Source organism: Streptomyces sp. DSM 116793, assembly GCF_057320905.1.
In genome coordinates this window covers 100,560-124,794 of sequence record NZ_CM170494.1, presented here as the reverse complement: position 1 = coordinate 124,794, position 24,235 = coordinate 100,560, and the positions used below count along the sequence as shown (strand labels likewise).

The following is a 24,235-nucleotide window of genomic DNA, read 5'->3' as shown; positions in this document are numbered from 1 at the left end:
ACGACGGCATGTCCCTCGACGACACCGAGCTGCGCGCCCATGTGGCCCGCACCGAGGCCCTGCTCACCGGGCTGCACGACCTGCCCGACCGCACCGTCCGCACCCAGGCCCTGGACGCCGTGCACGCCCTCGTCACCCTCTACGGCGCCTGCCTGGAACGCGTGCTGCGGCACACCGGCGCTGACACCGCCCAGGCGCTCGCCGCCGACGAGCTCGTCGGCCACCTGCTCCTGGTCCACGAGCTGCACCCCGACCCGCCCGCCGACCGGATCCGCCGCGCCCTCGCCGGGCTCCCCGGCCCGGCCACCGCCGAACTCACCGCGCTGGACGGCACCACCGCCCGGGTGCGGGTACGGGTGCGTCCACCGGGGTGCGGGTCGCCGGGCCCCGGCTCGCCGGCCGGCGGGGTGCGGGAAGGCCAGGCCGGCGGGGTGCGGGAACAGCCGGCACACGGGATGCGGGAGCACGTGGAGGCGGCGATCGCCTGGGCGGCGCCGGAGGTCGAACGGGTGGAACTCTCCGAGGAACCCGCGGCGACCGCGGACGGCGGCAGGCCCGGAACGCTGATCCCCGTGGAGGCGCTGCTGCGCCCCGCGGCCCTGGGCGGCGGTCCCCGGTGACTCCCGCCGCACCGCTCGCCGCGCCCGCGCTGCGCGACCTCGCCCGCCGGCCGCTGCCGGTTCCGGAGGCCCGCGAGGAGCGCTGCGACGTGTGCGCCCTTCCGGTGCCGGCGGAGCACCGCCACCTCCTGGACCCCGCGGCCGACGCGATCCTCTGCGCCTGCCAGGCCTGCGCCCTGCTGTTCACGACCGAGGACCCGGCGCCGGTGCGCTCCGTCGGAGATCCGCCGCCGGTGCGGTGCGCCGGGAACCGGGGGCCGGGCCGCTCCGGCGGGGGCCCGGGGCCGCGTCACTCCGGCGGGGACCGGGAACCGCTCGGCTCCGGCGAGGACACGGAGTCGGAGGAGCCGGCCGCCGGAGGCCGCGGCCGGGTGACGCGCGGGCCGCGCTACCGGCTGATCCCGCGGCGCCGCCTGCGGCTTCCCGGCACGGCCGTGGACGACCTCGCCTGGGCCGCCCTGGGCGTGCCGGTCGCACTCGCCTTCTTCGTGCGTGCCGTGCCGCCCGCACAGGGCGCGACGGTGGGGTACCCGAGCCCGCTCGGCGTCACCCGCGCCGCCGTCGACCCGGAAGCCTGGGCCCGGCTCGCCGCCCGCCACCCGGCGCTGGCGGCGCTGGCACCGGGCACCGAGGCCCTGCTCGTCGACCGCTCCCGCGGCCGGCGCGCGCACTGGATCGTCCCCCTCGACGACTGCTACCGGCTGGTCGCCGTGCTGCGCACGCAGTGGAAGGGGTTCACCGGGGGAGCGGAGGCCGAGGAGCACGTACGGCGCTTCCTGGCGGGGCTCGACCCCTCCGCGCCGGACGACCGCGCCCCCGGCACGCCCGACGGAGAAAGGAAAGGCCATGACTGACATCAGGGTCGGAGAGCCGGACGTGCGCCTGGACGCCCCGGCACACACCCCCGGCGTCCGGCAGGGCAACCACGAGGGCGTGTACAAGCGCCAGCCCGGCCACCTCCCCGACGACCGCTCCACCGCCCGCAGGTCCACCGGCATCTGCCCGGACGCCAGGAACCCCATCCTGCCCGGCATGCCCAACCTCTCGCCCGCATGACCAGGGCAGGCAACCCCACCACCTCCGGTCCCGGGCCCGCGGAGGACGACCGCCGCCGGCCCTCGGCACCCGGCCCCGGTGCCGCCGCGGCCGGGCCCCGCCCCGACCTCCCCCGCCTGGCGTTCACGGTCACCGGTGTGCGGCCGCTGGAGCACGCCGCGGTGCCGACGTTCGCGTTCCGGCTGGCCGTCACCCGCACCGGCGGCGGCCCGGTCCGCTCCCTGCTGCTGACCACCGCGATCCGCATCGACGCCGCCCGGGGGCCCCACGAGCACACCGACGCGGCAGCCCTCGCCCCGCTCTTCGGGCAGCCGGAGCAGTGGGCGACCAGCATGCGCCCGCTGACCTGGGCCCAGCTCACCACCGTCGTACCGGCGTTCGACGAGCACACGCGGGTCGACCTTCCGGTGCCCTGCACCGGCGACACCGAGCATGCCCTGCGCACCTACTTCCGTGCCGTGCGGGACGCCGACGTGCCCCTGGACCTGCTGTTCACCGGCACGGTCTTCCACACCGACGGCACGGGCCGGCTGGCCACCGCCCGGATCCCCTGGGACACCGAGGCCACCTGCCGGCTGTCCGCCGCGCTCTGGCACGACCTGACGGCGCGGTACCACGGCCCCGGCCGGTGGCTGCGGGTGAGCCGGGCAACCGGCGAGCGGCTCGACGCCTACGGCGCGGCGCACGGCCTGCTGGACGCCGACCGGAGCGTGGCGGCCCTGCTGGACGGGGCCACGGGAGCCACCGAGCCCGTGGGGGCGGCATGGACCCGCTAGCCGCCGTGGCGAAGATCGCCCACACCTGTCTGTACGAGGGCTATCTGCTCTGGCCGTACCGCAGGTCCGCGCTGAAGAACACCAAGCGCTGGACGTTCGGCGGCGTCTACCCCCGGGCCGTGGCGGGCGCCCTCGGTGAGCCGTCGCTGATGCGTACCGAGCTGCCGCTCGAGACCGGTCCCGGGACGGTCGTGTCCGTGCAGGTGCGGTTCCTGCACGTCGTGCACCGGCAGGTGTACCGCCGCGGCCGGGGTCCGGCCGCGGCATGGGAGGCCGTCGACCGGCTGACGGTGGGCGACACCACCCACCTGACCTGGCAGGAGGCCACGGAGCGGACCTGGACGCTGCCGACCTGGCGTCCCGGCGAGCGCCGGGAGCACACCGTGGAGATCCCGGCCGGCACCGCCGAGGAGCCCCTGCACGACGCCGCAGGCCGGACGGTCGGGCGGTTGGTACGGAGCTGGCAGCGGCTGACGGGCCGCATCGAGCTGGCGGCCGTGCCGGTGGCGGAGCACGCCGCGCGGATCGGCGTGACCGTCGAGAACACCACCGCGTGCCCGGCCCCCGCTGGCGAGGAGCGCGACGGCCGCGACCTGCTCGCCCCCTACGCACTGGTCTCGACGCACACCGTGCTCACCGCCACCGACGGCACGTTCGCCTCCCTGATCGACCCGCCGGACGCCCTGCGCGAGGCGGCGGCCGCCTGCCGCAACGAGGGCACCTGGCCCGTGCTGGTGGGCGACCCGCCGGGTGCCCCGGGCCACGACCCGCACCGGGCCGCCGCGGTGCTCTCCTCTCCGGTCACCCTGTACGACTTCCCGGGCGTCGCCCCGGAGAGCCCCGGTGACCTCTTCGACGGCGGCGAGATCGACCACCTGCTCATCCTCAACGTGCTCAGCCTCACCCCCGGGGAACAGCGCGAGGCACGCGCCACCGATCCGCGCGCCCGGGAGATCCTGGACCGCTGCGCGTCCCTCGCCCCCGGCGACCTGATGGCGCTGCACGGCACGATCCGCGGCTTGCGGCCGGTGGGGGAGTGCCCATGACCGCGCCGCGGACCGGGACGCACGAGTACGGCGGACCGCCGCCGCGAGGACCGATGCCCCACCACACCGGCGAGCCGGCCACCACCGGCACGCAGTCCGGCGGCGCCGGGAGGCCGCAGACTGTGCCCTTCGGGGCAGTCGGCGGACCGTCCGCCGTGTCCGCCGTGTCCGCCGCGCCCGTCGGGACCGCCGGGGCCACTGGGCCTGGCCGGCCGGCCGGGGCCGCCGGGGTCGTCTGCGGACCGTCCACACGTGCGGTGACCGTCGGCGGTGTGCCGCTGACCCGTGGCAGCCGGGTGCGGCTGCGCCCCCGCGCGCGGGGCGACGTCCTCGACCTGGCGCTGACGGGCCGGATCGCGGAGGTCGACGCCGTCGAGGAGGACGATGAGGGCCGGACCCACCTCGCCGTCACCCTGGAGGCGGACGAGGGCCGCTACTTCACCACCGGCCTCGGCCACCGGTTCTTCTTCGCGCCGGACGAGGTCGAGCCCGCGGGGCCGCCCGGCGAGCGCACCGTCCGGCTGCTGGTCGCCGGGATCGGCAATGTGTTCCTCGCCGACGACGCGTTCGGCCCCGAGGTCATCGCGGCGCTCGGCACGGAACCCGGCCGGCTGCCGCCCGGCGCCCGGGCCGCCGACTTCGGCATCCGCGGACTGGACCTGGCCTACCGGCTCCTGGACGGCTACGACGCCGCCGTCCTCGTGGACGCCGCACCGCGCGGCGGTGCCCCCGGCACGCTCTACCTGATCGAGCCGGACACCGGCAGGGACGCCGGCCGGGCCACCGGGCCGGACGCCGGTGCCGCGCCCGATGCACACGGCATGGACCCCGTCCGGGTCCTCGCGCTCGCCGAGCGACTCGCGCGGGACGCGGGCGCACCACTGCCTCGTGTCGTGGTGCTGGGCTGCGAGCCCCTGGTGCGGCTGCGCGGCGACGAACCCGATGTCACCGTGGGGCTCAGCGCACCGGTCCGCGGCGCGGTCGGCGCCGCGGTCACGCTGCTCGGCCACCTGGCCGGGACCCTGCTACGGGACCCCGGTGCCGCGCTTGACGCGCTCCCTGTGCCCGCCCCGGATCCGCTGCCTGCGTCCGCCGCGGACACCGGCACCCTGAGGAGGTGAATCCCGTGAAGCACGGCATCCGCATTCCCGCGACGGCCGTCCGCGTCATGATGGCCGCCCTCGCGGCGACCACGCTGGCGGTGGTGGCGTTCAGTGCGCCGGACATGGTGCGGTACATGAAGATGCGAAGCATGTGAGCTGGCCGGGGGCCGCCGGCCCGCCCCGGGGCGCGCTGCCCCGTGCGGGGACGTGCGCCGGTCTCCTCGCGTGCGGGCCCCGCCCGCGGCCATCGGCCGGTGGCCTCGGACGGCCCGGCCGCCCCTCGGGGCGGGGGCGATGTGCGGCTTCCGTGTGGGCTGGTCGCGCAGTTTCCCCGCCGCCCCTGCCGGGCCTTGGCCTGGCAACGTGTTTCGGTGCGCTGCGGCGCCGTGCGGCTCTGGGCCGGCCCGGGCGTGTCCACCCGGTGGCTGCGGGCTGACGGAGTAGGTGCCGCCGGGTCGCCGTGCCGGCGCGGACCGCGGCCGGGCGGGCGGCCGGGAAAAGGCGGGCGGTGTGGTCCAGGTCGCCCATGCGTCCCGGCAGGAGCCGCGCAGGGTCCGCGCCCGGCCCAGCCCCGCGTACAGCCGGGCGATCGCGCTCGGCGAGAGGCAGTTGCCGAGCGAGCGCCCGATGGGGACGCCGAACACCGCGTCGGGGGTGCACACCACCAGGTCCCAGCAGGCGGTGACGACGAGCCCGGCGCCCACCGCAGGGCCCCGCACCACTGCCACCGCGGGCATCCGCAGACCGGCGAGGCGGGCGACCGCACGGCCGACGTGGTGCTCGTACGCGACACCGTCCGCGCCGGAGGCGACGGCACGGAACTCGCGGATGTCGGTGCCGGCCGCGAAGGCGCCCTCGCCGGCGCCCCGGTCCTGCCCTCCGGAAGAGGGGTCGAACTCCTCCGCCGTGCCCCGTGCCCTGACGTGCGGGTCGTGCTCGGGACCCGCCGGTGGTCCAGGACCGGCCCGGCCGGCACGCCCGCGTCCAGCAGCGCCACGCACTCCTGCGTGCTTCTCCCGCGCGGGCAGCCCCTCCAGGGGGCGATCCGCTCGGCACGGTGCTCCATCCGGGCCGTGCCGGTGGCCGACCGCTCGTCGTCGGCGAGGTGCTCCGGGCCGACGACGGTGCCGGGGGTGGCCGCAAGCCGCCTGGGGAGGTCGCCGGGCACCGTGCGAGCCGGCCGGCGCAAGACCCTGGTGACGGGACGACCGCGCAGGTCTATTGTCTACGATCGCCCTGCCGGGCGGGGCCGGTCACGACCTCCCGGTCGCGGGCGAAGTGGCGGGGCCGCCCTGCCGGCACGGCAGATGGGGAGAGGGATGAACCCTTCCGGGGACGCGCGGCGGCTCGATCCGCGCTCCCGCACGGCCGCCGGCCACCCGCGCACCGGTCGGAGCCGGTGGATCGGGCGGAGCCGGTGGATCGGGCGGAACCGGCGGGCCGGCGGGGGTCCCGCGCGGAGGCGCCGTAGGAGGGCGCGAGCCGCCGTGATCTGATGAACGGGACAGGACAGCATCCGCCGCCACCGCCCCGCGGGCCCGGCGCCCCGGCCGGACACCGTACCCGCACCCGCACCACTCAGCAGGAGGAACGTTGGACCCGAACGCTCTGTCGCCCGGCTCTGTGCTCCCCGAGGATGCCGACCGTGCCACTCTCGTCGCCCGTGTGCACGAGCCTGAGTGGGGCGGACCGTGTGTGGCCGCGGTGCGCGGCGAGCACGTCGTCGACCTGACCGCCCTCGCCCCCACCGTCTCGGACCTGCTGGAGCGCGACGACGCCGCCGAGCTGGTGCGCGGTGCCGAGGGCGGCAGGACCTGGCGGCTGGGCGAGCTGCTGGCCGCCACGGCCGGGGGCCGCCGCGACGTGCCCCACCTGCTGGCCCCCGTCGACCTGCAACTCCTCAAAGCCGCGGGCGTCACCTTCGCCCGCAGCATGCTGGAGCGGGTCATCGAGGAGCGCACCGGCGGCGATCCGGCGGGCGCCGAGCGGGTGCGGGAGATGGTGGTGAAGGCCGTCGGCGGCACCCTGGCCCATGTCCGGCCCGGCTCGCCGGAGGCCGCCAGGGCCAAGGAGCTGCTGATCGCGGAGGGACTCTGGTCCCAGTACCTGGAGGTCGGCATCGGCCCCGACCCGGAGGTCTTCACCAAGGCGCCCGTGCTCTCCGCGGTCGGCACCGGCGCCGAGATAGGCATCCTGGCCTCCTCGGTGTGGAACAACCCGGAGCCCGAGGCGGTGCTCGCCGTCGACTCCCGCGGCCGGGTGCGCGGCGCCACTCTCGGAAACGACGTCAACCTCCGCGACGTCGAGGGCCGCAGCGCGCTGCTGCTGCCCCGCGCCAAGGACAACAACGCCTCCTGTGCCATCGGCCCGTTCCTCCGGCTCCTCGACGACGGCTTCACCCTCGACGACGTCCGGGCGCTCGACATCGAGCTGCGGGTCGACGGGCCGGACGGCTTCGTCCTCCAGGGCCTCAGCTCGATGCGGGAGATCAGCCGCGACGTGCTCGACCTGGTGGCCTCCGTGCACGGCCCGCACCACCAGCACCCGGACGGTTTCGTCCTCTTCACCGGCACCCTCTTCGCGCCCACCGAGGACCGCTCCGTGCCGGGCGAGGGCTTCACCCACGAACGCGGCGACGTGGTGCGGATCTCCAGCCCCCGGCTCGGCGCCCTGGTGAACACCGTCACGACCAGCGAGACCGCACCGCCCTGGGAGTTCGGGATCACCGCGCTGATGCGCAACCTCGCGGCCCGGGGACTGCTGTGAGCGGCGAGGCGGCACGGCCCGTCCCGGTGGGCGGCGGCACCGCGCGGCCCGCCGCACCCAACGGACCGGGGCCCCTGCCGCCCGCCGGCGGCCCGGAGGGTCTCCGCGCCGCGCTCGCCGAGCTGGCCGCGCATCTCCCCGACGGCGCCCTGGTCACCGACCCGGACGTGCTGGAGGCCCACCGCGGAGACCGCGCACCGTTCTGCCCGAGCGGTGACCCGGCCGCACTGGTGCGGGCCCGCACCACCGACGACGTCTCGCTGGTGCTGCGCACCGCGCACCGGCACCGCGTCCCGGTGGTGCCGCAGGCCGCGCGGACCGGGCTCGCGGGCGGCGCCAACGCCGTGGACGGCTGCATCCTGCTGTCGGTGGAGCGCATGGACCGGATCCTGGAGATCGACACCGTCGACCAGGTGGCGGTCGCCGAGGCCGGCGTGGTGAACGCCGAGTTCTCCCGCGCCGTCGCCGAGCACGGCCTGTTCTACCCGCCCGACCCCTCCTCGTGGGAGATGTCGACGCTCGGGGGCAACGCCGCCACCAACGCCGGCGGGCTGTGCTGTGTCAAGTACGGCGTCACCGCCGACTTCGTCCGGGGCCTCACGGTCGTCCTCGCCGACGGCGCGGTGCTGCGCACCGGCCGACGCACCGCCAAGGGCGTCGCCGGATACGACCTCACCCACCTGTTCGTGGGCTCCGAGGGCACCCTCGGGGTCATCACCGAGCTGACGCTCGCGCTGCGTCCGGCCGCGCAGGCGCCACTGACCGCCGTCGGCTTCTTCCCGGCGCCGGCGGCGGCCTGCGCGGCGGTCGCCGACTACATGGCGGACGGCACCCGGCCCAGCCTGCTGGAGCTGATGGACCGGCCCACCATGGACGTCGTCTCCGCCTACCGCGACCTGGGCTTCCCCGCCGACGCGGGCGCGGTGCTGATCGCGCAGTCGGACCGCGGGGACCAGGCGCCCGCGGACCTGAAGCGGTTCGCGGACGTCGCCACCCGGCACGGCGGCGACGCTGTCGTCGCCGAGGACCCCGCGGAGGCCGACCTGCTGCTGGCCGCCCGGCGCCTGGTGGCGGTGGCCACCGAGCGGCTCGGCGCGTACCTCGCGGACGACGTGTGCGTGCCGCGCCGGGTCCTCGCCGACCTGGTCGACGGCGTACAGGACATGGCCCGCGAGCACGGGGTGCGGATCACCTGTGTCGCACACGCCGGCGACGGCAACCTCCATCCCCATGTGCTCTTCGACCCGGCGGACCCGGACGAGGTGGCGCGCGCGCACCGGGCGTTCGGCGCGGTGATGGACCTCGGCCTGGCCCTCGGCGGCACCATCACCGGCGAGCACGGCGTCGGGACGCTCAAGCGCGACTGGCTCGAGAAGGAACTCGGCCCCGTGGGCCTCCGGGTCCACCAGGACGTCAAGCGCGCCCTGGATCCGCACGGCATCCTCAACCCGGGCAAGGTCCTCGCCGCGGCGCCGCCGCCCGTTCAGGTGGGCGGCGCCGCGGAGCGCCAGGACCTGTCCGACGGCTCCCGCCAGGCGTCGCGGGACCGGCGGGAACCATCGGACAGGCCCTAGAAGACCCTGACCCCGTAGGCGCTCAGGGGTTCGACGACGGGCTGGAAGAACGTGGTGCCGCCCGTGGTGCAGTTGCCGCTGCCGCCCGAGGCGATGCCGTGGGCGGTGTGGCCCGAGTACAGCGGGCCGCCGCTGTCGCCGGGCTCCGCGCAGACGGTGGTCTCGATGAGGCCGGACACGATGTCCCCGCCGCCGTAGTTCACCGTCGCGTTGAGGGCGGTCACCCTGCCGCAGTGCACTCCGGTGGCGGAGCCCGTGAGGCACACGCTCTGGCCGACGGACGGCGTGCGGGCGTCCACGATGTCGGTCAGCGTCCCGCCCGGGCCGCGCACCCCGCCCTCCGCCTGGCTCTGGTCGCCGTATCTGATGAGCCCGTAGTCGCTGCCGGGGAAGCTGCTGGACACCACGGGCCCGATGGACCAGGTGCCGCCGGTCTGCGTGCAGTGGCCGGCGGTGAGGGCGTACTTGACGCCGCCGGCGTCCTCGACGTTGAAGCCCACCGTGCACCGCAGCCCGCCGGGCCCGGTGATGACGTCGCCGCCGGCCACCCGCTCGGCGAGCCGGCCCGGGCTGCGGCGGATCTCCAGCGCTCCCGCCGGGACGCGCACCGCGGCCCTGAGCCGTGCGATGTCCTCGGCGCCCACGGTGCGGTCCGCGGTCACCACGAGGGTGCCCCGCGCGGGGTCGGTGTACCAGGCCGTGCCCGGGACGTCCGCCCGCCGGGCGGCCAGCTCGGCGGCCGCGAGCTGTGCGGGGCCGGCCCCGGGCCGGGCCGCGTCCCGCGCCATGGCGCCCGGCGCGGCGCCGGCGACGGCGGCCAGCAGCGCGGAGACGACGGCGATCCTGCGGACGCACCGTGTGGAAGTGGTGTTCACGGCATCCTCCCTTGGTCCCGTTCGGACGACGGCGAGGGTGCCTGGCACGGTCATATCAGCCCCCTCGGTGCATGGTCCTCCGGCCGCCGGACACCGGACAAGACACCGATCCGGCCGCCGGCCGGTGGGGAGCGGAAAGGGAGGAGCCCCCGTCGCGTTGACGGGGGCTCCGCGTACCGGTTCGTTCATGAGTGGGTTTCAGCTGTTCTGATTGAATACGGGATAGTAGCCGTTCGCGTGGCCGGTTGCGGTGGGGTGGTACGACTCCCAGCTCGGGGAGACGACCAGGGAGTGCAGCCAGTCGTCGCCGGAGCAGAGCTCATGGCCGTTGAAGGTGGTGCGCACATCGCCGAAGACGAAGCCGTGGGCGGCGGCGCGGGCGGAGATGACCTGGTTGAGCACGTCGGCGGCCTCGTCGATCTTGCGGTGCTTGGTGTCCGACAGGCCGACGCAGAACACGTTCAGGGTGTAGATGCGCGGGTAGCCCAGCACGACCACCTTGGCGTTGGGGGCCTTGGCGCGGATCGCGTCATAGGTGGCGTCCAGGCGGCCGGGAAGAGTGTTCTGGGCGTAGCTCTCCGCCTGGTTGACCCGGTTGACGCAGGTGCTGTCCGAGCCGGTCACACAGGTGGTCATCACATCGGAGAAGCCCGCGTCGTTGCCGCCGATGGTGAGCGAGACCAGCCCGGTGGACGCGTTGAGGTGGCCGAGCTGCTTGCCCGTCACATCCGTGGTCACGGCGCCCGAGCAGGCGTCGTCGTAGAACGAGGACGGTTGGTGGGCGTTCTTCCACAGGTAGGGGTAGGAACTCAGGCTGCGGTGGCAGTCGCCGCTCGCGCTGTCGTAGTTGCCTGCGCCGTTCCCGGACGAGTACGAGTCCCCCAGTGCCACATAAGCAGGTCCGGCAGCTTGTGCCGGACCGGTCAGAACCAGGCTGATCACCGCCGCCAGGGTGAGGGTGACGAGGGCGGACAGCGTCGATCTGAGTCTCACGGAGCCTCCTTGGGCGCGACAGATTGCTACTCATTGGTAGCAAGCGGAAGCGCTCAACGGAAGTGTCCATGTCAATAATGAGGGAGCGTCAGGGGGCGCTAGGGGGCGCAGGGTTCGCTGTGACGTCAGGTGCCGAGGAGCTCCGCGAAGCGCCCGGCGCCTATGTTGCCGCCGGAGGCGATCACGCCGACACGGGGCGGGAGAGGGGTGACGCGCCGGGCCAGGAGGGCGGCCAGGGCGACGGCGCCGCTCGGTTCCACGACGATCTTCAGCCGTTCGAAGGCCAGCCGCATCGCCGCACGGATCTCATCGTCGTCGACCACGACGATCTCGTCGACCAGGCGCTGGTTGATGGAGAAGGTGAGTTCGCCGGGGATGTCCGCGGCCAGGCCGTCCGCGATGGTGCGCGGCACGGGGACCGCGACCCGGCTGCCCGCGGCCAGGGAGCGCTGGGTGTCGTTGCCGGCTGCCGGCTCGACCCCGATCACCCGGGTCCCGGCCGCCACGCCCTTCACGGCGGTGGCGCTGCCGGCGATCAGCCCGCCGCCCCCGACCGGCACCACCAGTGCGTCCGGGGCGCCCGCCTCCTCGACGAGTTCGAGGGCGGCGGTGCCCTGGCCCGCGATGACATGTGGATGCTCGTACGGCGGGATCAGCGCGAGGCCGCGCTCCTCGGCCAGTGCCTCACCGAGCGCGACCCGGTCCCCGGTGTAGCGGTCGTAGGTGACGATCTCGGCGCCGTACCCGGCGGTGGCGGCCAGTTTGGCGCGTGGGGTGTCCTCCGGCATCAGGATCATGGCCGTCGTGCCCAGCTCCCGGGCGGCCAGGGCGACCGCCTGGGCGTGGTTGCCCGAGGAGTAGGCGGCGATGCCCTTGGCCAGCTGGTCCGGCGACAGCCGGGACGCGGCGTTGTACGCGCCGCGGAACTTGAACGCGCCGATCCGCTGGAAGTTCTCGCACTTGACGAGGACCTCCGCGCCGGCCATGCGGTCCAGGGTGCGCGAGCGCAGCACCGGGGTGCGGTGCGCCACGCCCTCGATCTGTGCGGCGGCGGCGCGCACGTCCGCCAGGGTGACCTGGGCCGTGTCCGTCATGCTGGTGACTCCCTCCCGAACCGGTGCGTGCCGGCACCGGCCGCCGATCAGGAGCCTAGTCCGGCGCTCCCGCGCCCGGGCGGCGTGGGTCGCCCACCCGCCCTTCGGGCGCCGCGGTCACCCGGGGCCCGGTCATCCGGGGCCCGGTCATCCGGGGCGAAGATCTCCTCGCACCGAGACCGGGGAAGGGCCTGCCCCTCGTCCACCAGATGGCGCTCGCCGTGCTCGGCCGGGTGCCGGGCTGCTCCCGGCCGCACCGGCCGGGGGTGCGTGTCACGTCCGCCAGGGGAAGGCGTCGCGCGGATCGGCGGAAGGCGTCGCGCCGGTCGGGGTCTCGGTGGGGCCGCCGTGGGCGCGGCACCGTGGCCGTCCGTCAGGCCATCGCCTCGTCGACGAAGCACCACCGCCAATCCTCACCCGGCTCGTAGGACTGGACGATGGGGTGCTCGGTGGAGGCCGCATGCCCGCGGGCATGCCGGCCCGGGGAGGAGTCGCAGCATCCGACGTGTCCGCAGGTGAGGCACATCCTCAGGTGCACCCAGCCGGTCCCCGCGGCCAGGCACTCCTCGCAGCCCTGCGGGGTGTTCGGCGTGACGGGGCGCACCATCGCGAGGTGCGGATCGGGTTGCATGGTCATCGAATTCGTCCCCTTCGTCCGGTTCGCCCTGTTTCCAGTCTCCTGTATTCGCCGCCGTACCGGATTCGCGGCGGCGAACGGAGGGGACTGAGCGCCGCGACCCGCTGACGCAGGGCGGGCGTGGAAGCCGCTCCCCGGCTGCCCGGGCTCGCCCCCCGCCCGCCCGGGGTTCGCCCCCGCACGCCCGGCCCCCGCTCCCTGCCCGTCCGGGACTCGCTCTCCGTCGGTTCCGGGCCCGGGGCTTTCCGTCCATCGGCGGCTATCGTCTACAGTTCTGTAGACGAAAGTCGGCGTCTCACGCTCGGCCTCCCGCACCGGACGAGGTCCCGCCCCGGAGCCGTGTCTTCCGTGCCCGCCGTCCTCACACCCGTACGAAAGAGAACCGATGAGCGTGATCAACGTCGGCCAGGCCGTGATACTCGGGGCCGTGGAGGGGGTGACCGAGTTCCTCCCGGTCTCGTCCACCGGACATCTGAAGATCGCCGAGGGCCTGATGGGCATCCCGGTCGACGACAACGCCGTGATCGGCTTCTCCGCCGTCATCCAGGTGGGGGCGATCGCCGCCGTACTGGTCTACTTCTACCGGGACATCGTACGGATCGCCGGCGCCTGGCTGCGTGGCCTGGCGCACAGGGGCGAGCGGTACCACCACGACTACCGGTTCGCCTGGTGGGTGATATGCGCCACGATCCCGATCGTCGCCGTGGGCCTGGCCGCCAAGCCGCTGATCGAGGGGCCGCTGGCGTCGCTGTGGGTGGTCGCCGGGTCCCTGATCGTCGGCAGCGGGGTGATGTGGGCGGCGGACCAGATGGGCCGGCACAAGCGCGGCGAGGACGACGTCTCCTTCAAGGACGCCATGCTGGTGGGCTGCTCGCAGATCCTCGCGCTGCTCTTCCCCGGCTTCTCCCGCTCGGGAGCGACCATGTCCACCGCCCTGGTGCTCGACCTGGACCGGGTCGCGGCCACCCGCCTCTCCTTCTTCCTCGGCATACCCGCGCTCACCGGTGCCGGCCTGTACGAGCTGAAGGACGCGCTCGGCACCGGCGTGGGGGCCGCGCCGCTCGCGGCCGGCACGCTGGTCTCCTTCGTCGTCGCCTACGCCTCGATCGCCTGGTTGCTGCGCTTCGTGGCGAAGCACTCGTTCAACGCCTTCGTCGTCTACCGGATCGTCGTCGGAGTGCTCCTGCTCGGCCTGCTGGGCACCGGCGCGCTGAGCTGACGGACGGCAGCGCGGCCCGGGGCGCCGTGGCCCTTCCACGGGGGCCGGGCAGGATGCGGTCGGGATGCGGACGGCCGCTTTCCGCCGGGACGGGACGTCCCCGGCCCGCTCAGGACCCGGGCCGGTAGCACCGGCCCGGCGGCACGTCATCGGCCCGGCGGCATGTCATCGGCCCGGCGGCATGTCATCGGCTTCCCGGCCATTCCCCCTGGGCCACCTCCACGCCGCGGTGCAGGACGAGGGCCCCGGCGGCGGCCGTGGCGGACGACACCCCGGCGCACAGCGTCAGCAGCGTGGCCAGCGCCACCACCAGCCGACGGGGGCCCACCGGGTGCCGCAGCAGCGCCGCCACCCGCTGGGGCACGGGGCCGGTGGTCGCGGAGGGCAGGAACGCCGGACGGGCACCCGAGGTGCCCCGGGCGGCCAGCGCGGCCCGGCCGATGGCCTGGGCGGTCAGCCGCCGGTCCCCGGTCACGCGGGCCGCGGCCTCGTCCGCGGCGCGCTCGGCGGCCAGGGCGACGGCGCCGCGCAGCGTACGGAGCCCCGGATGGCAGCGCGCGGACAATTCCGCGGCGGCGAGGAAGAGATGGTGCCGCCCCGCCAGGTGCGCGCGCTCATGGGCGAAGAGCGCCGCGTGCTCCCGCGGTGTGAGGGAGCGCAGCATGCCGCTGGTGACCACGATCCGCCCCGGGCTGCCCGGCAGGGCATAGGCGTCGGGCCGGTCGTCCTCGACGATGCTCAGATCACCGGCTGCATGCCGCCCGCGGGCCGCCGCACGCGCCCGCTGATACAGCCGCCACTGCCGGACGACGGAGCGCGCCGTGGCCCACCCCCAGACGGCGAGGGCGCCCGCCGAGAACAGCGTCGCCGGATACAGCAGCTCCCCGGGCCCCACCGCGAGCGGGTGGACCAACTCGCCCAGCTCGGCGGCCGGCGGCAGCCCCAGCACCCCGGACAGCAGCAGCCCGCCGAGCGAGACCAGCGTGCTCGCCCCGAGGACGGCGCCGGCGACCGTGAGCGACCACAGCGCGGCGACCGGGTGGCGCGAGCCGGCCAGCCGCGCCGCGAGCAGCGGGGCCGCGAACGGCACGAGCAGGGGGACGACCAGCAGCGCGATCACCGGTCACCGGCCTCCAGCAGCTCCCTCAGCACCCGCTCGTCGTCCGGGCTGAGCTGCGAGACGAAGCGGGCCAGCACCACCTCGCGGTCGCTGTCCTTGTCGAGCTCGTGGTGCATACGGCGGGCGGTGAGACCGTGGGCGTCCTGGGCGGGGGAGTACGCATAGCCGCGTCCCGCGCGCGCCCGGACCACCGCGCCCTTCTCGTGCAGCCGCGCGAGGATCGTGGCGACCGTCGTCCTGGCCAGCGGCATCGGGAGGCTGTCCTGCACCTGGGTGGCCGTGCGCGGCCCCTCGGCCGCCCAGAGCGCGGCCAGCACGCTCGCCTCCAGCTCACCCGCCGGTCGTCGCTCCGCACCCGTGTCGGACACGGTGAGCCTCCTCTCATGCTCCGAGCTGTTGTCTACACTGATGTAGACATCGCATCGATGCAAGCCGCCCGGGCATGCCGTTTCGCTGCCCGGCACCATTATGAGAGGCCCCCCGACCATGGCCGCACCCCTGTTCGCCGCGGGCCCGCTCGCCCTGAACGTGCTGGACGCCCAGTCCCTGCTGTCCGCCTTCGGTGTGCTGGGCATCGCCCTGGTGATGTTCGCCGAGACTGGGCTGCTGATCGGGTTCTTCCTTCCCGGCGACTCGCTGCTGTTCACCGCGGGACTGCTCTGCACCGCGCACGCGGGCCGCGGCACCGTCCTGTCGCTGCCCCTGGTGCTGCTCGCCTCGGCGGGGGGCGCCCTGATCGGCGCCCAGTGCGGCTACTGGATCGGGCGGCGTGCGGGCGGCGCCCTGCTGGCGCGGAGCCGTTCCCGCCGGCTGCACGAGGGCGCCGAGCGCGCGGAGGAACTGCTCGCCCGGTACGGGCACGCCAAGGCCATCGTGCTCGCCCGCTTCGTCCCCGTGGTCAGGACGGTGCTCAACCCGCTGGCCGGAGCGCTGGCCGTGCCGGTGCGGACGTTCACCTTCTGGCAGGTCGCGGGCGGTCTGGTGTGGTCGGTGGGACTGGTGGTCGCCGGGTACGCACTGGGCTCCTCCGTGCCGAACGTGGACCGCTACCTGCTGCCGGTCGTCGTCCTGATCGTCGTGCTCTCGCTGCTGCCGCTGGGTGCCGAACTGCTGCGGTCCCGCAGGCGGGCGCAGGAGGGCGGCAAGACACGATGACGTCCGAGGACCGGCCCGGCACCGGCGGGGACGTCCGCACCACCGCGGGGGCGGGGGATGTCCGCACTTCCGCGGGGGCGGGGGACGTCCGCACTGCAGTTGGCGCGGGGAGCGGCCGCACCGCCGCCGGTCCGCCACCGCCGCCGGGCCCCGCGGTTCCGTACGGGGTCCGACCCCGCCTGCCGCTCGGGGCCGGACTGGCGGCCCTGGTGGCGTTCGCGGGGCTGGCCACGGCGGTCGCGGTGGCCTCGGGCCGGCCCCTCCTCGCCGACGAGTCGGCCCATCTGTGGGGTGTCGAGCACCGGGCGCCCGTCGCGGTCGCGGCGGCCCGTGCCGTCACCGCCACGGGCACCGGAGTCTGGCCGTACGCGCTGGTGGCGCTGGCCGGTGTCGTCATGGGCCGCGGCGCCCGCGGGCGACTGTGGGCGGCGGTCTGCTGCCTGGTCTGCCTCTGCGCGGGGCAGGGTCTGCGCACCGGCGTGCTGGTCCTGATCGCGCGGCCCCGGCCGCCCCTTGGCGACTGGGCGACCCACGCGTCGAGCTGGTCCTTCCCGTCCGGCCACGCCACCACGTCCGCGATCACGGCCGGGGTGCTGATCACCGCCGTCCTCCTGCGTTCCCCGCCCGGCAGGGGCGTGCTGGTGGCCGTGATCGGCTGCTGGGCGGTGGCCGTCGCGCTGACCCGGGTCTACCTCGGCGTGCACTGGCTCACCGACGTCGTCGCCGGCTGGTGCTTCGCCGTCGCCTGGCTGTGCCTCTGCGGTGCGGCCCTGGGGCGGCTGACCTGGGGGCGGCCGGCGCCGGTGCGGGCGCCTCCGCCGGCCCGGGCCGGCGGGACGGAGGCGGCCCGCGGCTCCGGCTGACCCCGGATCGCGTCCGGCCGGGCGGCCGTCAGGGGGTGTGCGGCCGGTGGCCCCGTTCCTGGCGCGGCATCGACTGGACGTCCGGCACGGTCGGCGAGGGCAGCGTCGCCGCCTCCTCCACCTCGCGCTCGTACAGCGGCGCCGGGTCGGGCAGCCGCGGGAACGACGCGTCCGGACGGCCCAGTCGCAGCGCCGAGGTCAGGTCGCCGACGGTTCGGCGGCGCCAGGCGCTGATGTGGGGCTCGTGGACGCCGAAGCGGCGCTCCAGGAGCCGCAGCATGGAGGTGTGGTCGAAGACGTCGCTGCACACCCAGCCGCCCCGGCTGAACGGCGAGATCACCAGCGCCGGCACCCGGAAGCCCAGGCCGACGGGTCCGGCGGTCCCGGCGGCGTCCGGGGGCAGTGGTGCGGTGATCCACTCGCCGGGGGTGCCGGGCGGCGCGGTGGGCGGGACGACATGATCGAAGAAGCCGTCGTTCTCGTCGTAGGTGAGGACGAGGACGGACTTCGCCCAGATGTGCGGCCGGGAGGCCAGCGCCTCCAGCGCGTTGTAGATGTACTCCGCGCCGGCGGCCGGCAGTGCGGGGGCGTGCTCATTGGCCTCCGGCAGCCCGAACACCGAGGGCAGGTACTGCGAGTCCAGCCACACCACCGACGGCAGCCGGTCGTGCAGGACGTCGTCGGCGAAGTCCGAGGGGTGGTGCGGCGTCATCGCGGCCACGTGGAGGTCCGAGCCCGGCTCCGCCTCGCGGAACTGCCGGAACCAGCCGAGGTTGGTGTCGAGCGGGTTCGCGGTGTAGTACTTCCAGCTGACGCCGGCCGCCTGCAGCCGCTCCGGGTAGGTGGTCCAGGTGAACGGCGCGGCCGCGGTGAACGCGTTGCTCACGACCGGCCCGCCGTGCGTGCCCGCCGGGTCGATCGTGCCGCTGATCGACATCACCCGGTTGGGGTGGGTGGGTCCGAGCACCGAGCAGAAGTACCGGTCGCAGACGGTGAAGGCGTCCGCGAGGGCGTAGTGGAACGGAAGGTCCTCGCGTGTGTAGTAGCCCATCGCGAGCGGCCCCACCACGTCCCCGTCGGCGGCCCGGTGCGCGGGCATCCAGGCGTCCATCCGTCCGCCGTTCCAGGACTGGTGCTGCGGCCCCCAGGCGTGGGTGGTGGTGGGGACGGCCGCGGAGCTGGTCGTCGTGGTGTCCAGGCGGAACGGCAGCACGTAACCGTCCGGGTGGACGCTGTCGGGCTGGTGGAACACGCTGCGGCCGTCCGGCAGCGTCATCGCGTGCGGGTCGTCGAAGCCGGCGACGCCGGGCAGCGTGCCGAAGTAGTGGTCGAACGACCTGTTCTCCTGCATCAGGAAGATGATGTGCTCGATCTGGTCGAGCGACCGCAGCGGCTCGGCCTCCGCGGCCAGCGCCTTGCGCACCGACCCGGGCAGCAGGGAGAGGCTCGCGGCACCGGCCGCCGTGCCCGCGGTGCCGAGGAAACGGCGTCTGGTGACGCCCTTGGAGCCCTTGTGTCGCATGGCTGTACCTCCCGCAGCGTGGCCTGGCCGACACGAGAGGATCCCAGCACGTGACCGGCCGCCGCCAGCGGGCACCTGTCCGGCCGGGGACAGGAGTTGACGCCCCGGCGGTCCCCGCGGTCGTGCCCCGCGCCGTACGGGTCGGGGACCGCGGGAGCCGCCTGCGGACCGCCGGATCAGATGACCGCGGCCTCCGCCGACTCCGGCGCGAACAGCTCCTCGGGCGTGAACAGCCGGTCGGAGAGCCCCTGCTCGTGGTGGTAGCGCAGGAACGTCTCCAGCGTGGTGCGGTTGGCGTCGACGCCGTAACTCCAGTAGTCGTCGCCGAGGAGGTCGCGTGCCTCCTCCACTCCCTGGATCAGCCAGGGCAGCATGAAGCGCAGCGCCGAGCTGTCGTAGATGGTGTTGTACGCCTCGTTCTTGGCCGTCAGCAGCGCCTTGTAGAGGGATTGGGCGACCCACGGGTGGCGCTCGTAGACGTCCCGCCTGATCACCACCACGTGCATGATCGGGAAGATCCCGGTGGCCGCGTAGTACTCCTTCTCGCTGGCCACCACGTCCGGGAAGAGCCTGCGCACCCGCGGGTCGCGGGCGGCGAACGGGCTCGGCACGCGTGGCGTGCACAGCGCGTCTATCTCCCCGTCGGCCAGCATCCGGGAGAGGGTCCGGTCCTCGGGTGCGCGGCTGATCCGGACCGACTCGGCCAGTTTCAGGGTGGCCTTCTCCACCCGGCCCGTACTCTCCTGACCGCCGGTGACATAGCTGACGGAGTCGAACGGCACCCCGTACCGGTCCCCGAGGATGCCCCGCATCCACACACAGGCGGTGAGCTGGAACTCGGGCGTGCCGACCACCTTGCCCCGCAGGTCCTCGGGCTTCTCGATACCGGCCGCGGAGTTGAGGTACAGCGACCCGTGCCGGAACATCCGCGAGGTGAAGACGGGCAGCGCCACGAACGGCGACGGATCCTGCTGCAGCGACACCACGTACGAGGACAGCGACAGCTCGGCGACCTCGAACTCCTGGTGGCGCATCATCCGGAAGAAGGTCTCCTCCACCGGCAGCCGCAGATAGGTCAGGTCGATGCCGTCGGGGCGCACCGTGCCCTCCTGGAGGGCACGCGTGCGGTCGTAGTCGCCGCAGGCGAAGGTGAGATGCAGTGGGGCCACGGTCGTGCTACCTGCCTTCCGAGGTCAGTCGTGCGTCCAGCCGCGGGTAGACCCGCCGGGCGTTGGTCTCGAACACCTTGCGGCGCTGCTCCTCGCCGAGCGGCAGCCGGTCGATGTAGTGCTTGGTGTCGTCCCAGGCGCGTCCCGTGTCGGGGTTGGTGCCCCGCACCGCACCCAGCATCTCCGACGCGAACAGGATGTTGTCGGCCGGCACCACCTCGTGCAGCAGGTCGATGCCGGGCTGGTGGTAGACGCAGGTGTCGAAGAAGACGTTGGCCATCAGGTGCTCGGCGGGGTCGGGCCGGCCGAGCCGGGTGGCGAGCCCCCGGTACCTGCCCCAGTGGTAGGGCACCGCGCCGCCGCCGTGCGGCAGGACGAACCGCAGCCCGGGGAACCGGTCGAACAGGTCCGTCTCGACGAACTGCATGAACGCCGAGGTGTCCGCGTTCAGGTAGTGGGCGCCGAGCGCGTGGAAGTTCGGGTTGCAGGACGCCGAGACGTGCACCATCGCCGGCACGTCCAGCTCCACCATGGCCTCGTACAGCGGGAACCAGTAGGGGTCGGTGAGCGGCGGGGACGTCCAGTGGCCGCCGGAGGGGTCGGGGTTGAGGTTGCAGCCCACGAAGCCCAGCTGCTCGACGCACCGGCGCAGTTCGGCGACGGAGTCGTCGAGCGCCCCGCCGGGGGTCTGCGGAAGCTGGCAGACCGGCGCGAAGTGCCGTGGGAACAGCTCGGTCACCCGGTGCACCAGGTCGTTGCAGGCCCGTGCCCAGGCGCGGGCGGTGGCCGGGTCCGGCACATGGTGGGCCATCCCGGACGCCTTGGGGGAGAACAGCATCAGGTCGCCGCCGCGCTCGCGCAGCAGCCGCAACTGGTTCTTCTCGACGCTCTCGCGGATCTCGTCGTCGCTGATGGGCGCCTGCTCGGACACCGGCAGTGAGGCGTCGGAGAGCCGGGCGAGCTGGGCCTCGCGGAACGCCTGGTGCTGCGGGGGAGCGGTGGTGTAGTGGCCGTGACAGTCAATGATCATCGGTTCCGTGGTCCTTGCTGGGGTGGCGGGCGGGACGGGCGCGGCCTGCCGCCGGGGGCGCGGACACCGGTGCTGCGGCGCGATACCGGCACCGCGCGGCCCGCGGCGGCTGCCCGACCGCGGCGGGCTCAGTCGCCGTCCTCGTCCAGGTCGACGTAGGTGAGCCCCTTGCGGGCGAGCCGCTCGCGCATCGCGTTGACGTCCAGGCCGAGTTCACCGCGCGCATAGCGCTCGCGCGACGCGGCCTCCTTCTCCTCCCGGGCCCGGGAGGCCGCGAGGACCCCGGCGGCGGAGAGCCGGGGCACGGTCACCACGCCGTCGTCGTCGGCGACGATGACGTCACCGGGCTCGATCCGCTGCCCGGCGCAGACCAGCGACGTGTTGACGTCGCCGAGGGTCTCCTTGACGGTGCCGAACGCCGAGATGTGCCGGGCCCAGACCGGGAAGTCCATGGCCTTCAGCTCGGCGATGTCCCGGCAGCCCGCGTCGATCACCACGCCCCGCACCCCGCGGGCCGCCACGGAGGTGGCCAGCAGCTCGCCGAAGTAACCGGCCTCGGAGGGGGAGGTGGGGGCGATCACGAGGACGTCGCCCGCCCGGCACTGCTCGACCGCGACATGGATCATCCAGTTGTCGCCGGGCGGCACGCTGACCGTGACCGCGGTGCCCGCGATGTGCGCGCCCGGGTAGACGGGACGCAGGGCGGGGTCGAGCAGCCCGGTGCGGCCCTGTGCCTCGTGGATGGTGGCGACGCCGAAGGCACCCAGGGCGTCCACCGTGGCCTGGTCGGTGCGGCGGGGGTTGCGGACGACGGTGCTCACGCGGCCTCCCCCCAGGGCAGCAGGGAGACGTGCACGGCGTCCTCGCCGCCCTCACCGCCGACGGTGCGGATGGCACGGTCGGTGTCCTCGAGACCGAAGGTGTGGGTGCTCAGCTTCTCCAGGGGGAATCGGCCCGAGGCGAGCTGTTCCAGGGCGAGTTCGCAGGAGCGGTAGCTGTGCCCGCGGGCGCTCTTGAGGCTGATGCACTTCTCGGTGAGCTTCTTCAGCGGGAAGTCGGGGAACGCGGCCAGCTCGCCCTGCACCACCATGGTGCCCTCCCGGCGCTTGAGGGCGTCCACCCCGAGCAGCACCGGAGCCGTGCCCGCTCCCGCGGTGCAGTCCAGCACCACGTCGACGCCCCGGCCGCCGGTGATCTCCCGTACCCGGGTGAGGGCGTCCTCCTGGCGGACGTCGATGACGTGGTCCGCGCCCAGCTCCCTGGCCAGCGCGAGGCGGGCGGCGTCCCGGGTGGTGCCGGTGACGACGATGCAGGACGCGCCGGCCTGCTTGCAGGCCACCACCTGGGACAGTCCCTGCTGGCCCGGGCCCTGGATCAGTACCGTGGAGGCATAGCCGACACCCGCGGTGACCAGCGCCCACTCGATGCCGTTCGACAGCGGGGTGACGAGGCCGGCCAGCTCGGCCGAGACACCGTCGGGCACCTTGTGCGTCACCGAGTTCCACGGCAGGTAGAGGTACTGCGCGAAGCCGCCCCACAGGTGGTAGGGATTCTCGGCGGACGTGTAGCCGTAGCGCCGGGCGTCGGGATTGGTGCGCCAGTCGGTGGCCTCGCAGTGCCGGTACTCGCCCTGGTGGCACCACTCGCAGCGGTAGCAGCCCACATAGTGCTCGACGAAGATCCGGTCGCCCTCCACGAGCCCCTTGCGCTCGGTGAAGGTGCGGCCCGCCTTCGCGATCACGCCGACGTTCTCATGGCCCATGATCACCGGGTCGTCGAAGGGCGGCTTGCCGTACATCTTCACGTCGGTGCCGCAGATCCCGGCCACCTCGACCTTGAGCAGGGCCCCGTCGTCGGGTATGTCCGGCATGGGGAACTCACGCAGCTCCGTCGTGCCCGGCGCCGTCCTGACCGCCGCCAGCACCTGCTCAGCCATGACCTCTCCTCACCTCGGCGATCTCTGCGAGGCAGCACCCTACCCTATGGCCTTATGGACTGACCATGCTACCTTTCCGGACTGAGATTCCAACGGTCCTTCGATCCCGGCCGGCCGCCGTAACCGGTGTGCCGTACCGGCAACGCCGCACCGACACAAGGGAGACGGGCTTCCGACATGGCCGAACCGCACCCCACCTCCGTACCGCGGCTCACCACCGTGACCCGCACGCAGGGCAACAACGCCGCACTGAAGGACGGCACGGTCACGCCGCAGGGTTTCCGCTTCGCCTTCGAAGAGGTGCCCGTGCTGGTCAAGGCCTTCCGGCGGATGGTGCGCGGCCTGGAGTTCGACATCAGCGAGATGGCGCTCACCACCTACCTCGTCGCCAAGGAGCACGGCGTGCCGTTCACCGCCGTGCCGGTCTTCCTCGTGCGCGGCTTCCACCACGGCGCGATCCGGTACGACCCGGCTTCCGGCATCAGGAGCCCGAAGGACCTGGAGGGCCGCAGGGTCGGCGTGAGCCGCGGCTACACCGTCACCACCGGGGTCTGGGCCCGGATGGTGCTGCAGGAGGAGTACGGCGTCGACCTCAGCAGGATCACCTGGGTGCTCTCCGGCGACGAGCACGTCAGCGCCTACCGCCCGCCCGCCAACGTGGAGCCCATCGAGCCCGGTCGCACCCTGGAGGGGGAACTGGCGGCCGGGAACCTCGCGGCGGTCATCGGGGCCGGCTACGACACCCCCGACCTCGCGCCGCTGATCCCGGATCCCGAGGAGGCCGGCTTCACGGCGCTCCGCGAGCGCCGCCTGTACCCCATCAACCACCTGGTGGTGATCAGGGACGAGCTGCTGAAGGAGCACCCGGGCCTCGGCGCGGACGTCTTCGACGCCTTCGCGCGGGCCAAACACGGCTACGTCGAGCGGTTGCGGATCGGCGACATCGCCGACCCCGGACCGGCCGACCGGATGTACCGGCGCGTCCTGGAGCAGACCGGCGGCGCGGACCCGCTGCCGTACGGGATCGAGCCCAACCGGCAGATGCTCCAGACGCTGCTGCACAGTGCCGTGGACCAGCGCATCCTCACCCGGCCCAGGCCGCTGGAGGAGCTGTTCGCCGAGGGCACCCACGACCTGACGGCGTGACGGGCGGACGGCGGCGGACCGGGAGCGGACAGAGCAGGCGGAGGAGACACCATGCGCATCGCCCTTGCCGGGGACCACAACGGCATCGCACTCAAGGCACGGCTGACCGTCTGGCTGACGGAGCGCGGTCACCAGGTCGAGGACCTGGGCGCTCCCGACGGCACCGAGATGGTGGACTATCCGCCGCTGTGCGCCGCGGTCTGCCGCCGGGTGACCGAAGGGGCCGTGGACCGCGGGATCGTGCTCGGCGGCAGCGGGCTGGGCGAGACGATCGCCTGCAACAAGATCCACGGCATCCGTGCGGGTCTCTGCCACGACCTGTGGAGTGCCCGCATCTCGCGCGGCAACAACGACTCCAACGTGCTCGTGCTGGCGGCGAAGGTGCTGTCGCACGGGACGGCGGAGGAGATTGCGGGGGTCTGGCTGGAGACGCCGTTCAAGGGGGGTGTGCATCAGCGCCGGGTGGCGCAGATCGCCGATTTGGAGCGTGGCGCGCGGTAGTTCCGTGACCGGACCCGGGGCGGTCGCCCCCCGC

General features: G+C 74.2%; 25 protein-coding genes and 1 pseudogene. 14 read left to right on the top strand and 12 right to left on the bottom strand.

The annotated features are described in order from the left end of the window. The first annotated feature begins 8 nt into the window (after positions 1 to 8). The 7 genes from ACSMXW_RS00545 (at position 9) to ACSMXW_RS00515 (ending at position 4,756) form a co-directional block, all read left to right on the top strand. Positions 9 to 620, top strand: a complete 612-nt coding sequence (locus tag ACSMXW_RS00545) for a hypothetical protein (RefSeq protein ID WP_485803072.1) — start codon at positions 9 to 11, stop codon at positions 618 to 620. Then, entirely contained in the window at positions 617 to 1,474 is an 858-nt protein-coding gene (locus ACSMXW_RS00540; RefSeq protein WP_485803071.1) for a DUF5947 family protein, read from the top strand. The genes ACSMXW_RS00545 and ACSMXW_RS00540 overlap by 4 nt, the downstream gene beginning before the upstream one ends. Next, positions 1,467 to 1,676 (top strand): hypothetical protein, encoded by a 210-nt coding sequence (locus ACSMXW_RS00535; RefSeq protein WP_485803069.1) that lies wholly within the window; start codon positions 1,467 to 1,469, stop codon positions 1,674 to 1,676. Before ACSMXW_RS00540 ends, ACSMXW_RS00535 begins: the two co-directional genes overlap by 8 nt. Further along, positions 1,673 to 2,452, top strand: a complete 780-nt coding sequence (locus ACSMXW_RS00530) for a DUF6084 family protein (protein ID WP_485803068.1) — start codon at positions 1,673 to 1,675, stop codon at positions 2,450 to 2,452. Before ACSMXW_RS00535 ends, ACSMXW_RS00530 begins: the two co-directional genes overlap by 4 nt. Further along, a complete protein-coding gene (locus ACSMXW_RS00525) occupies positions 2,440 to 3,498 on the top strand; it encodes a hypothetical protein (protein ID WP_485803067.1) in 1,059 nt (352 codons plus the stop codon). The genes ACSMXW_RS00530 and ACSMXW_RS00525 overlap by 13 nt, the downstream gene beginning before the upstream one ends. Positions 3,499 to 3,770: 272 nt before the next feature. Next, positions 3,771 to 4,619 (top strand): hydrogenase maturation protease, encoded by an 849-nt coding sequence (locus ACSMXW_RS00520; protein ID WP_485803066.1) that lies wholly within the window; start codon positions 3,771 to 3,773, stop codon positions 4,617 to 4,619. Positions 4,620 to 4,624: 5 nt separating this feature from the next. Then, entirely contained in the window at positions 4,625 to 4,756 is a 132-nt protein-coding gene (locus tag ACSMXW_RS00515; protein WP_485803065.1) for a DUF6893 family small protein, read from the top strand. A 486-nt stretch (positions 4,757 to 5,242) separates the two neighbouring features. Here the strand turns inward: ACSMXW_RS00515 and ACSMXW_RS00510 are convergent. Then, a pseudogene (locus tag ACSMXW_RS00510) lies at positions 5,243 to 5,602 on the bottom strand (enoyl-CoA hydratase-related protein); the annotation flags it as partial. 592 nt (positions 5,603 to 6,194) lie between these two features. Between ACSMXW_RS00510 and ACSMXW_RS00505 the strand changes: the two are divergent. Further along, a complete protein-coding gene (locus ACSMXW_RS00505; RefSeq protein ID WP_485803064.1) occupies positions 6,195 to 7,367 on the top strand; it encodes a fumarylacetoacetate hydrolase family protein in 1,173 nt (390 codons plus the stop codon). After that, positions 7,364 to 8,941: an FAD-binding oxidoreductase gene (locus ACSMXW_RS00500; RefSeq protein WP_485803063.1), complete on the top strand. Its 1,578-nt coding sequence runs from the start codon at positions 7,364 to 7,366 to the stop codon at positions 8,939 to 8,941. Before ACSMXW_RS00505 ends, ACSMXW_RS00500 begins: the two co-directional genes overlap by 4 nt. Here ACSMXW_RS00500 and ACSMXW_RS00495 read toward each other — a convergent pair. From ACSMXW_RS00495 to ACSMXW_RS00480, 4 genes are all read right to left on the bottom strand, one after another. After that, positions 8,938 to 9,870, bottom strand: coding sequence for a S1 family peptidase (locus ACSMXW_RS00495; RefSeq protein WP_485803061.1), 933 nt, complete (start codon positions 9,868 to 9,870; stop codon positions 8,938 to 8,940). The two genes, ACSMXW_RS00500 and ACSMXW_RS00495, sit on opposite strands and share 4 nt — an antisense overlap. Before the next feature lie 144 nt (positions 9,871 to 10,014). After that, positions 10,015 to 10,809, bottom strand: a complete 795-nt coding sequence (locus ACSMXW_RS00490; protein ID WP_485803060.1) for an SGNH/GDSL hydrolase family protein — start codon at positions 10,807 to 10,809, stop codon at positions 10,015 to 10,017. 125 nt (positions 10,810 to 10,934) lie between these two features. Continuing rightward, a complete protein-coding gene (locus ACSMXW_RS00485) occupies positions 10,935 to 11,903 on the bottom strand; it encodes a pyridoxal-phosphate dependent enzyme (protein WP_485803058.1) in 969 nt (322 codons plus the stop codon). A 373-nt stretch (positions 11,904 to 12,276) separates the two neighbouring features. After that, positions 12,277 to 12,540 (bottom strand): UBP-type zinc finger domain-containing protein, encoded by a 264-nt coding sequence (locus tag ACSMXW_RS00480; protein WP_485803056.1) that lies wholly within the window; start codon positions 12,538 to 12,540, stop codon positions 12,277 to 12,279. 385 nt (positions 12,541 to 12,925) lie between these two features. Here ACSMXW_RS00480 and ACSMXW_RS00475 point away from each other — a divergent pair, with 385 nt between their 5' ends. Continuing rightward, complete coding sequence (locus ACSMXW_RS00475; protein WP_485803055.1) at positions 12,926 to 13,759, top strand: undecaprenyl-diphosphate phosphatase; 834 nt, start codon at positions 12,926 to 12,928, stop codon at positions 13,757 to 13,759. 184 nt (positions 13,760 to 13,943) lie between these two features. Here the strand turns inward: ACSMXW_RS00475 and ACSMXW_RS00470 are convergent, their stop codons facing one another. Together ACSMXW_RS00470 and ACSMXW_RS00465 are read right to left on the bottom strand one after the other, a co-directional pair. Beyond that, the gene (locus tag ACSMXW_RS00470; RefSeq protein WP_485803053.1) at positions 13,944 to 14,879 is read right to left on the bottom strand and encodes a M48 family metalloprotease; all 936 of its coding nucleotides are present in this window, start codon (positions 14,877 to 14,879) and stop codon (positions 13,944 to 13,946) included. Next, positions 14,876 to 15,247 (bottom strand): BlaI/MecI/CopY family transcriptional regulator, encoded by a 372-nt coding sequence (locus ACSMXW_RS00465; RefSeq protein ID WP_485803052.1) that lies wholly within the window; start codon positions 15,245 to 15,247, stop codon positions 14,876 to 14,878. Before ACSMXW_RS00465 ends, ACSMXW_RS00470 begins: the two co-directional genes overlap by 4 nt. Positions 15,248 to 15,365: 118 nt before the next feature. Between ACSMXW_RS00465 and ACSMXW_RS00460 the strand changes: the two genes are divergently transcribed. Both ACSMXW_RS00460 and ACSMXW_RS00455 read left to right on the top strand, forming a co-directional pair. Continuing rightward, positions 15,366 to 16,034, top strand: a complete 669-nt coding sequence (locus ACSMXW_RS00460) for a DedA family protein (RefSeq protein WP_485803050.1) — start codon at positions 15,366 to 15,368, stop codon at positions 16,032 to 16,034. Next, entirely contained in the window at positions 16,031 to 16,897 is an 867-nt protein-coding gene (locus tag ACSMXW_RS00455; RefSeq protein ID WP_485803048.1) for a phosphatase PAP2 family protein, read from the top strand. The genes ACSMXW_RS00460 and ACSMXW_RS00455 overlap by 4 nt, the downstream gene beginning before the upstream one ends. A 28-nt stretch (positions 16,898 to 16,925) precedes the next feature. Here ACSMXW_RS00455 and ACSMXW_RS00450 read toward each other — a convergent pair whose 3' ends face one another. The 5 genes from ACSMXW_RS00450 to ACSMXW_RS00430 form a co-directional block, all read right to left on the bottom strand. Then, positions 16,926 to 18,419, bottom strand: coding sequence for an alkaline phosphatase family protein (locus ACSMXW_RS00450; RefSeq protein WP_485803047.1), 1,494 nt, complete (start codon positions 18,417 to 18,419; stop codon positions 16,926 to 16,928). 176 nt (positions 18,420 to 18,595) lie between these two features. Further along, positions 18,596 to 19,588, bottom strand: coding sequence for a type 2 periplasmic-binding domain-containing protein (locus ACSMXW_RS00445; protein WP_485803046.1), 993 nt, complete (start codon positions 19,586 to 19,588; stop codon positions 18,596 to 18,598). A 7-nt stretch (positions 19,589 to 19,595) separates the two neighbouring features. Further along, the gene (locus ACSMXW_RS00440; RefSeq protein WP_485803044.1) at positions 19,596 to 20,618 is read right to left on the bottom strand and encodes an amidohydrolase family protein; all 1,023 of its coding nucleotides are present in this window, start codon (positions 20,616 to 20,618) and stop codon (positions 19,596 to 19,598) included. Positions 20,619 to 20,746: 128 nt separating this feature from the next. Beyond that, complete coding sequence (locus tag ACSMXW_RS00435; RefSeq protein ID WP_485803042.1) at positions 20,747 to 21,439, bottom strand: 4-carboxy-4-hydroxy-2-oxoadipate aldolase/oxaloacetate decarboxylase; 693 nt, start codon at positions 21,437 to 21,439, stop codon at positions 20,747 to 20,749. Further along, a complete protein-coding gene (locus ACSMXW_RS00430) occupies positions 21,436 to 22,554 on the bottom strand; it encodes a zinc-dependent alcohol dehydrogenase (RefSeq protein ID WP_485803041.1) in 1,119 nt (372 codons plus the stop codon). The genes ACSMXW_RS00435 and ACSMXW_RS00430 overlap by 4 nt, the downstream gene beginning before the upstream one ends. Before the next feature lie 177 nt (positions 22,555 to 22,731). Between ACSMXW_RS00430 and ACSMXW_RS00425 the strand changes: the two genes are divergently transcribed. Together ACSMXW_RS00425 and ACSMXW_RS00420 are read left to right on the top strand one after the other, a co-directional pair. Next, positions 22,732 to 23,700: an ABC transporter substrate-binding protein gene (locus ACSMXW_RS00425; protein WP_485803040.1), complete on the top strand. Its 969-nt coding sequence runs from the start codon at positions 22,732 to 22,734 to the stop codon at positions 23,698 to 23,700. A 51-nt stretch (positions 23,701 to 23,751) separates the two neighbouring features. Continuing rightward, positions 23,752 to 24,201: an RpiB/LacA/LacB family sugar-phosphate isomerase gene (locus tag ACSMXW_RS00420; protein WP_485803038.1), complete on the top strand. Its 450-nt coding sequence runs from the start codon at positions 23,752 to 23,754 to the stop codon at positions 24,199 to 24,201. Positions 24,202 to 24,235 lie beyond the last annotated feature (34 nt).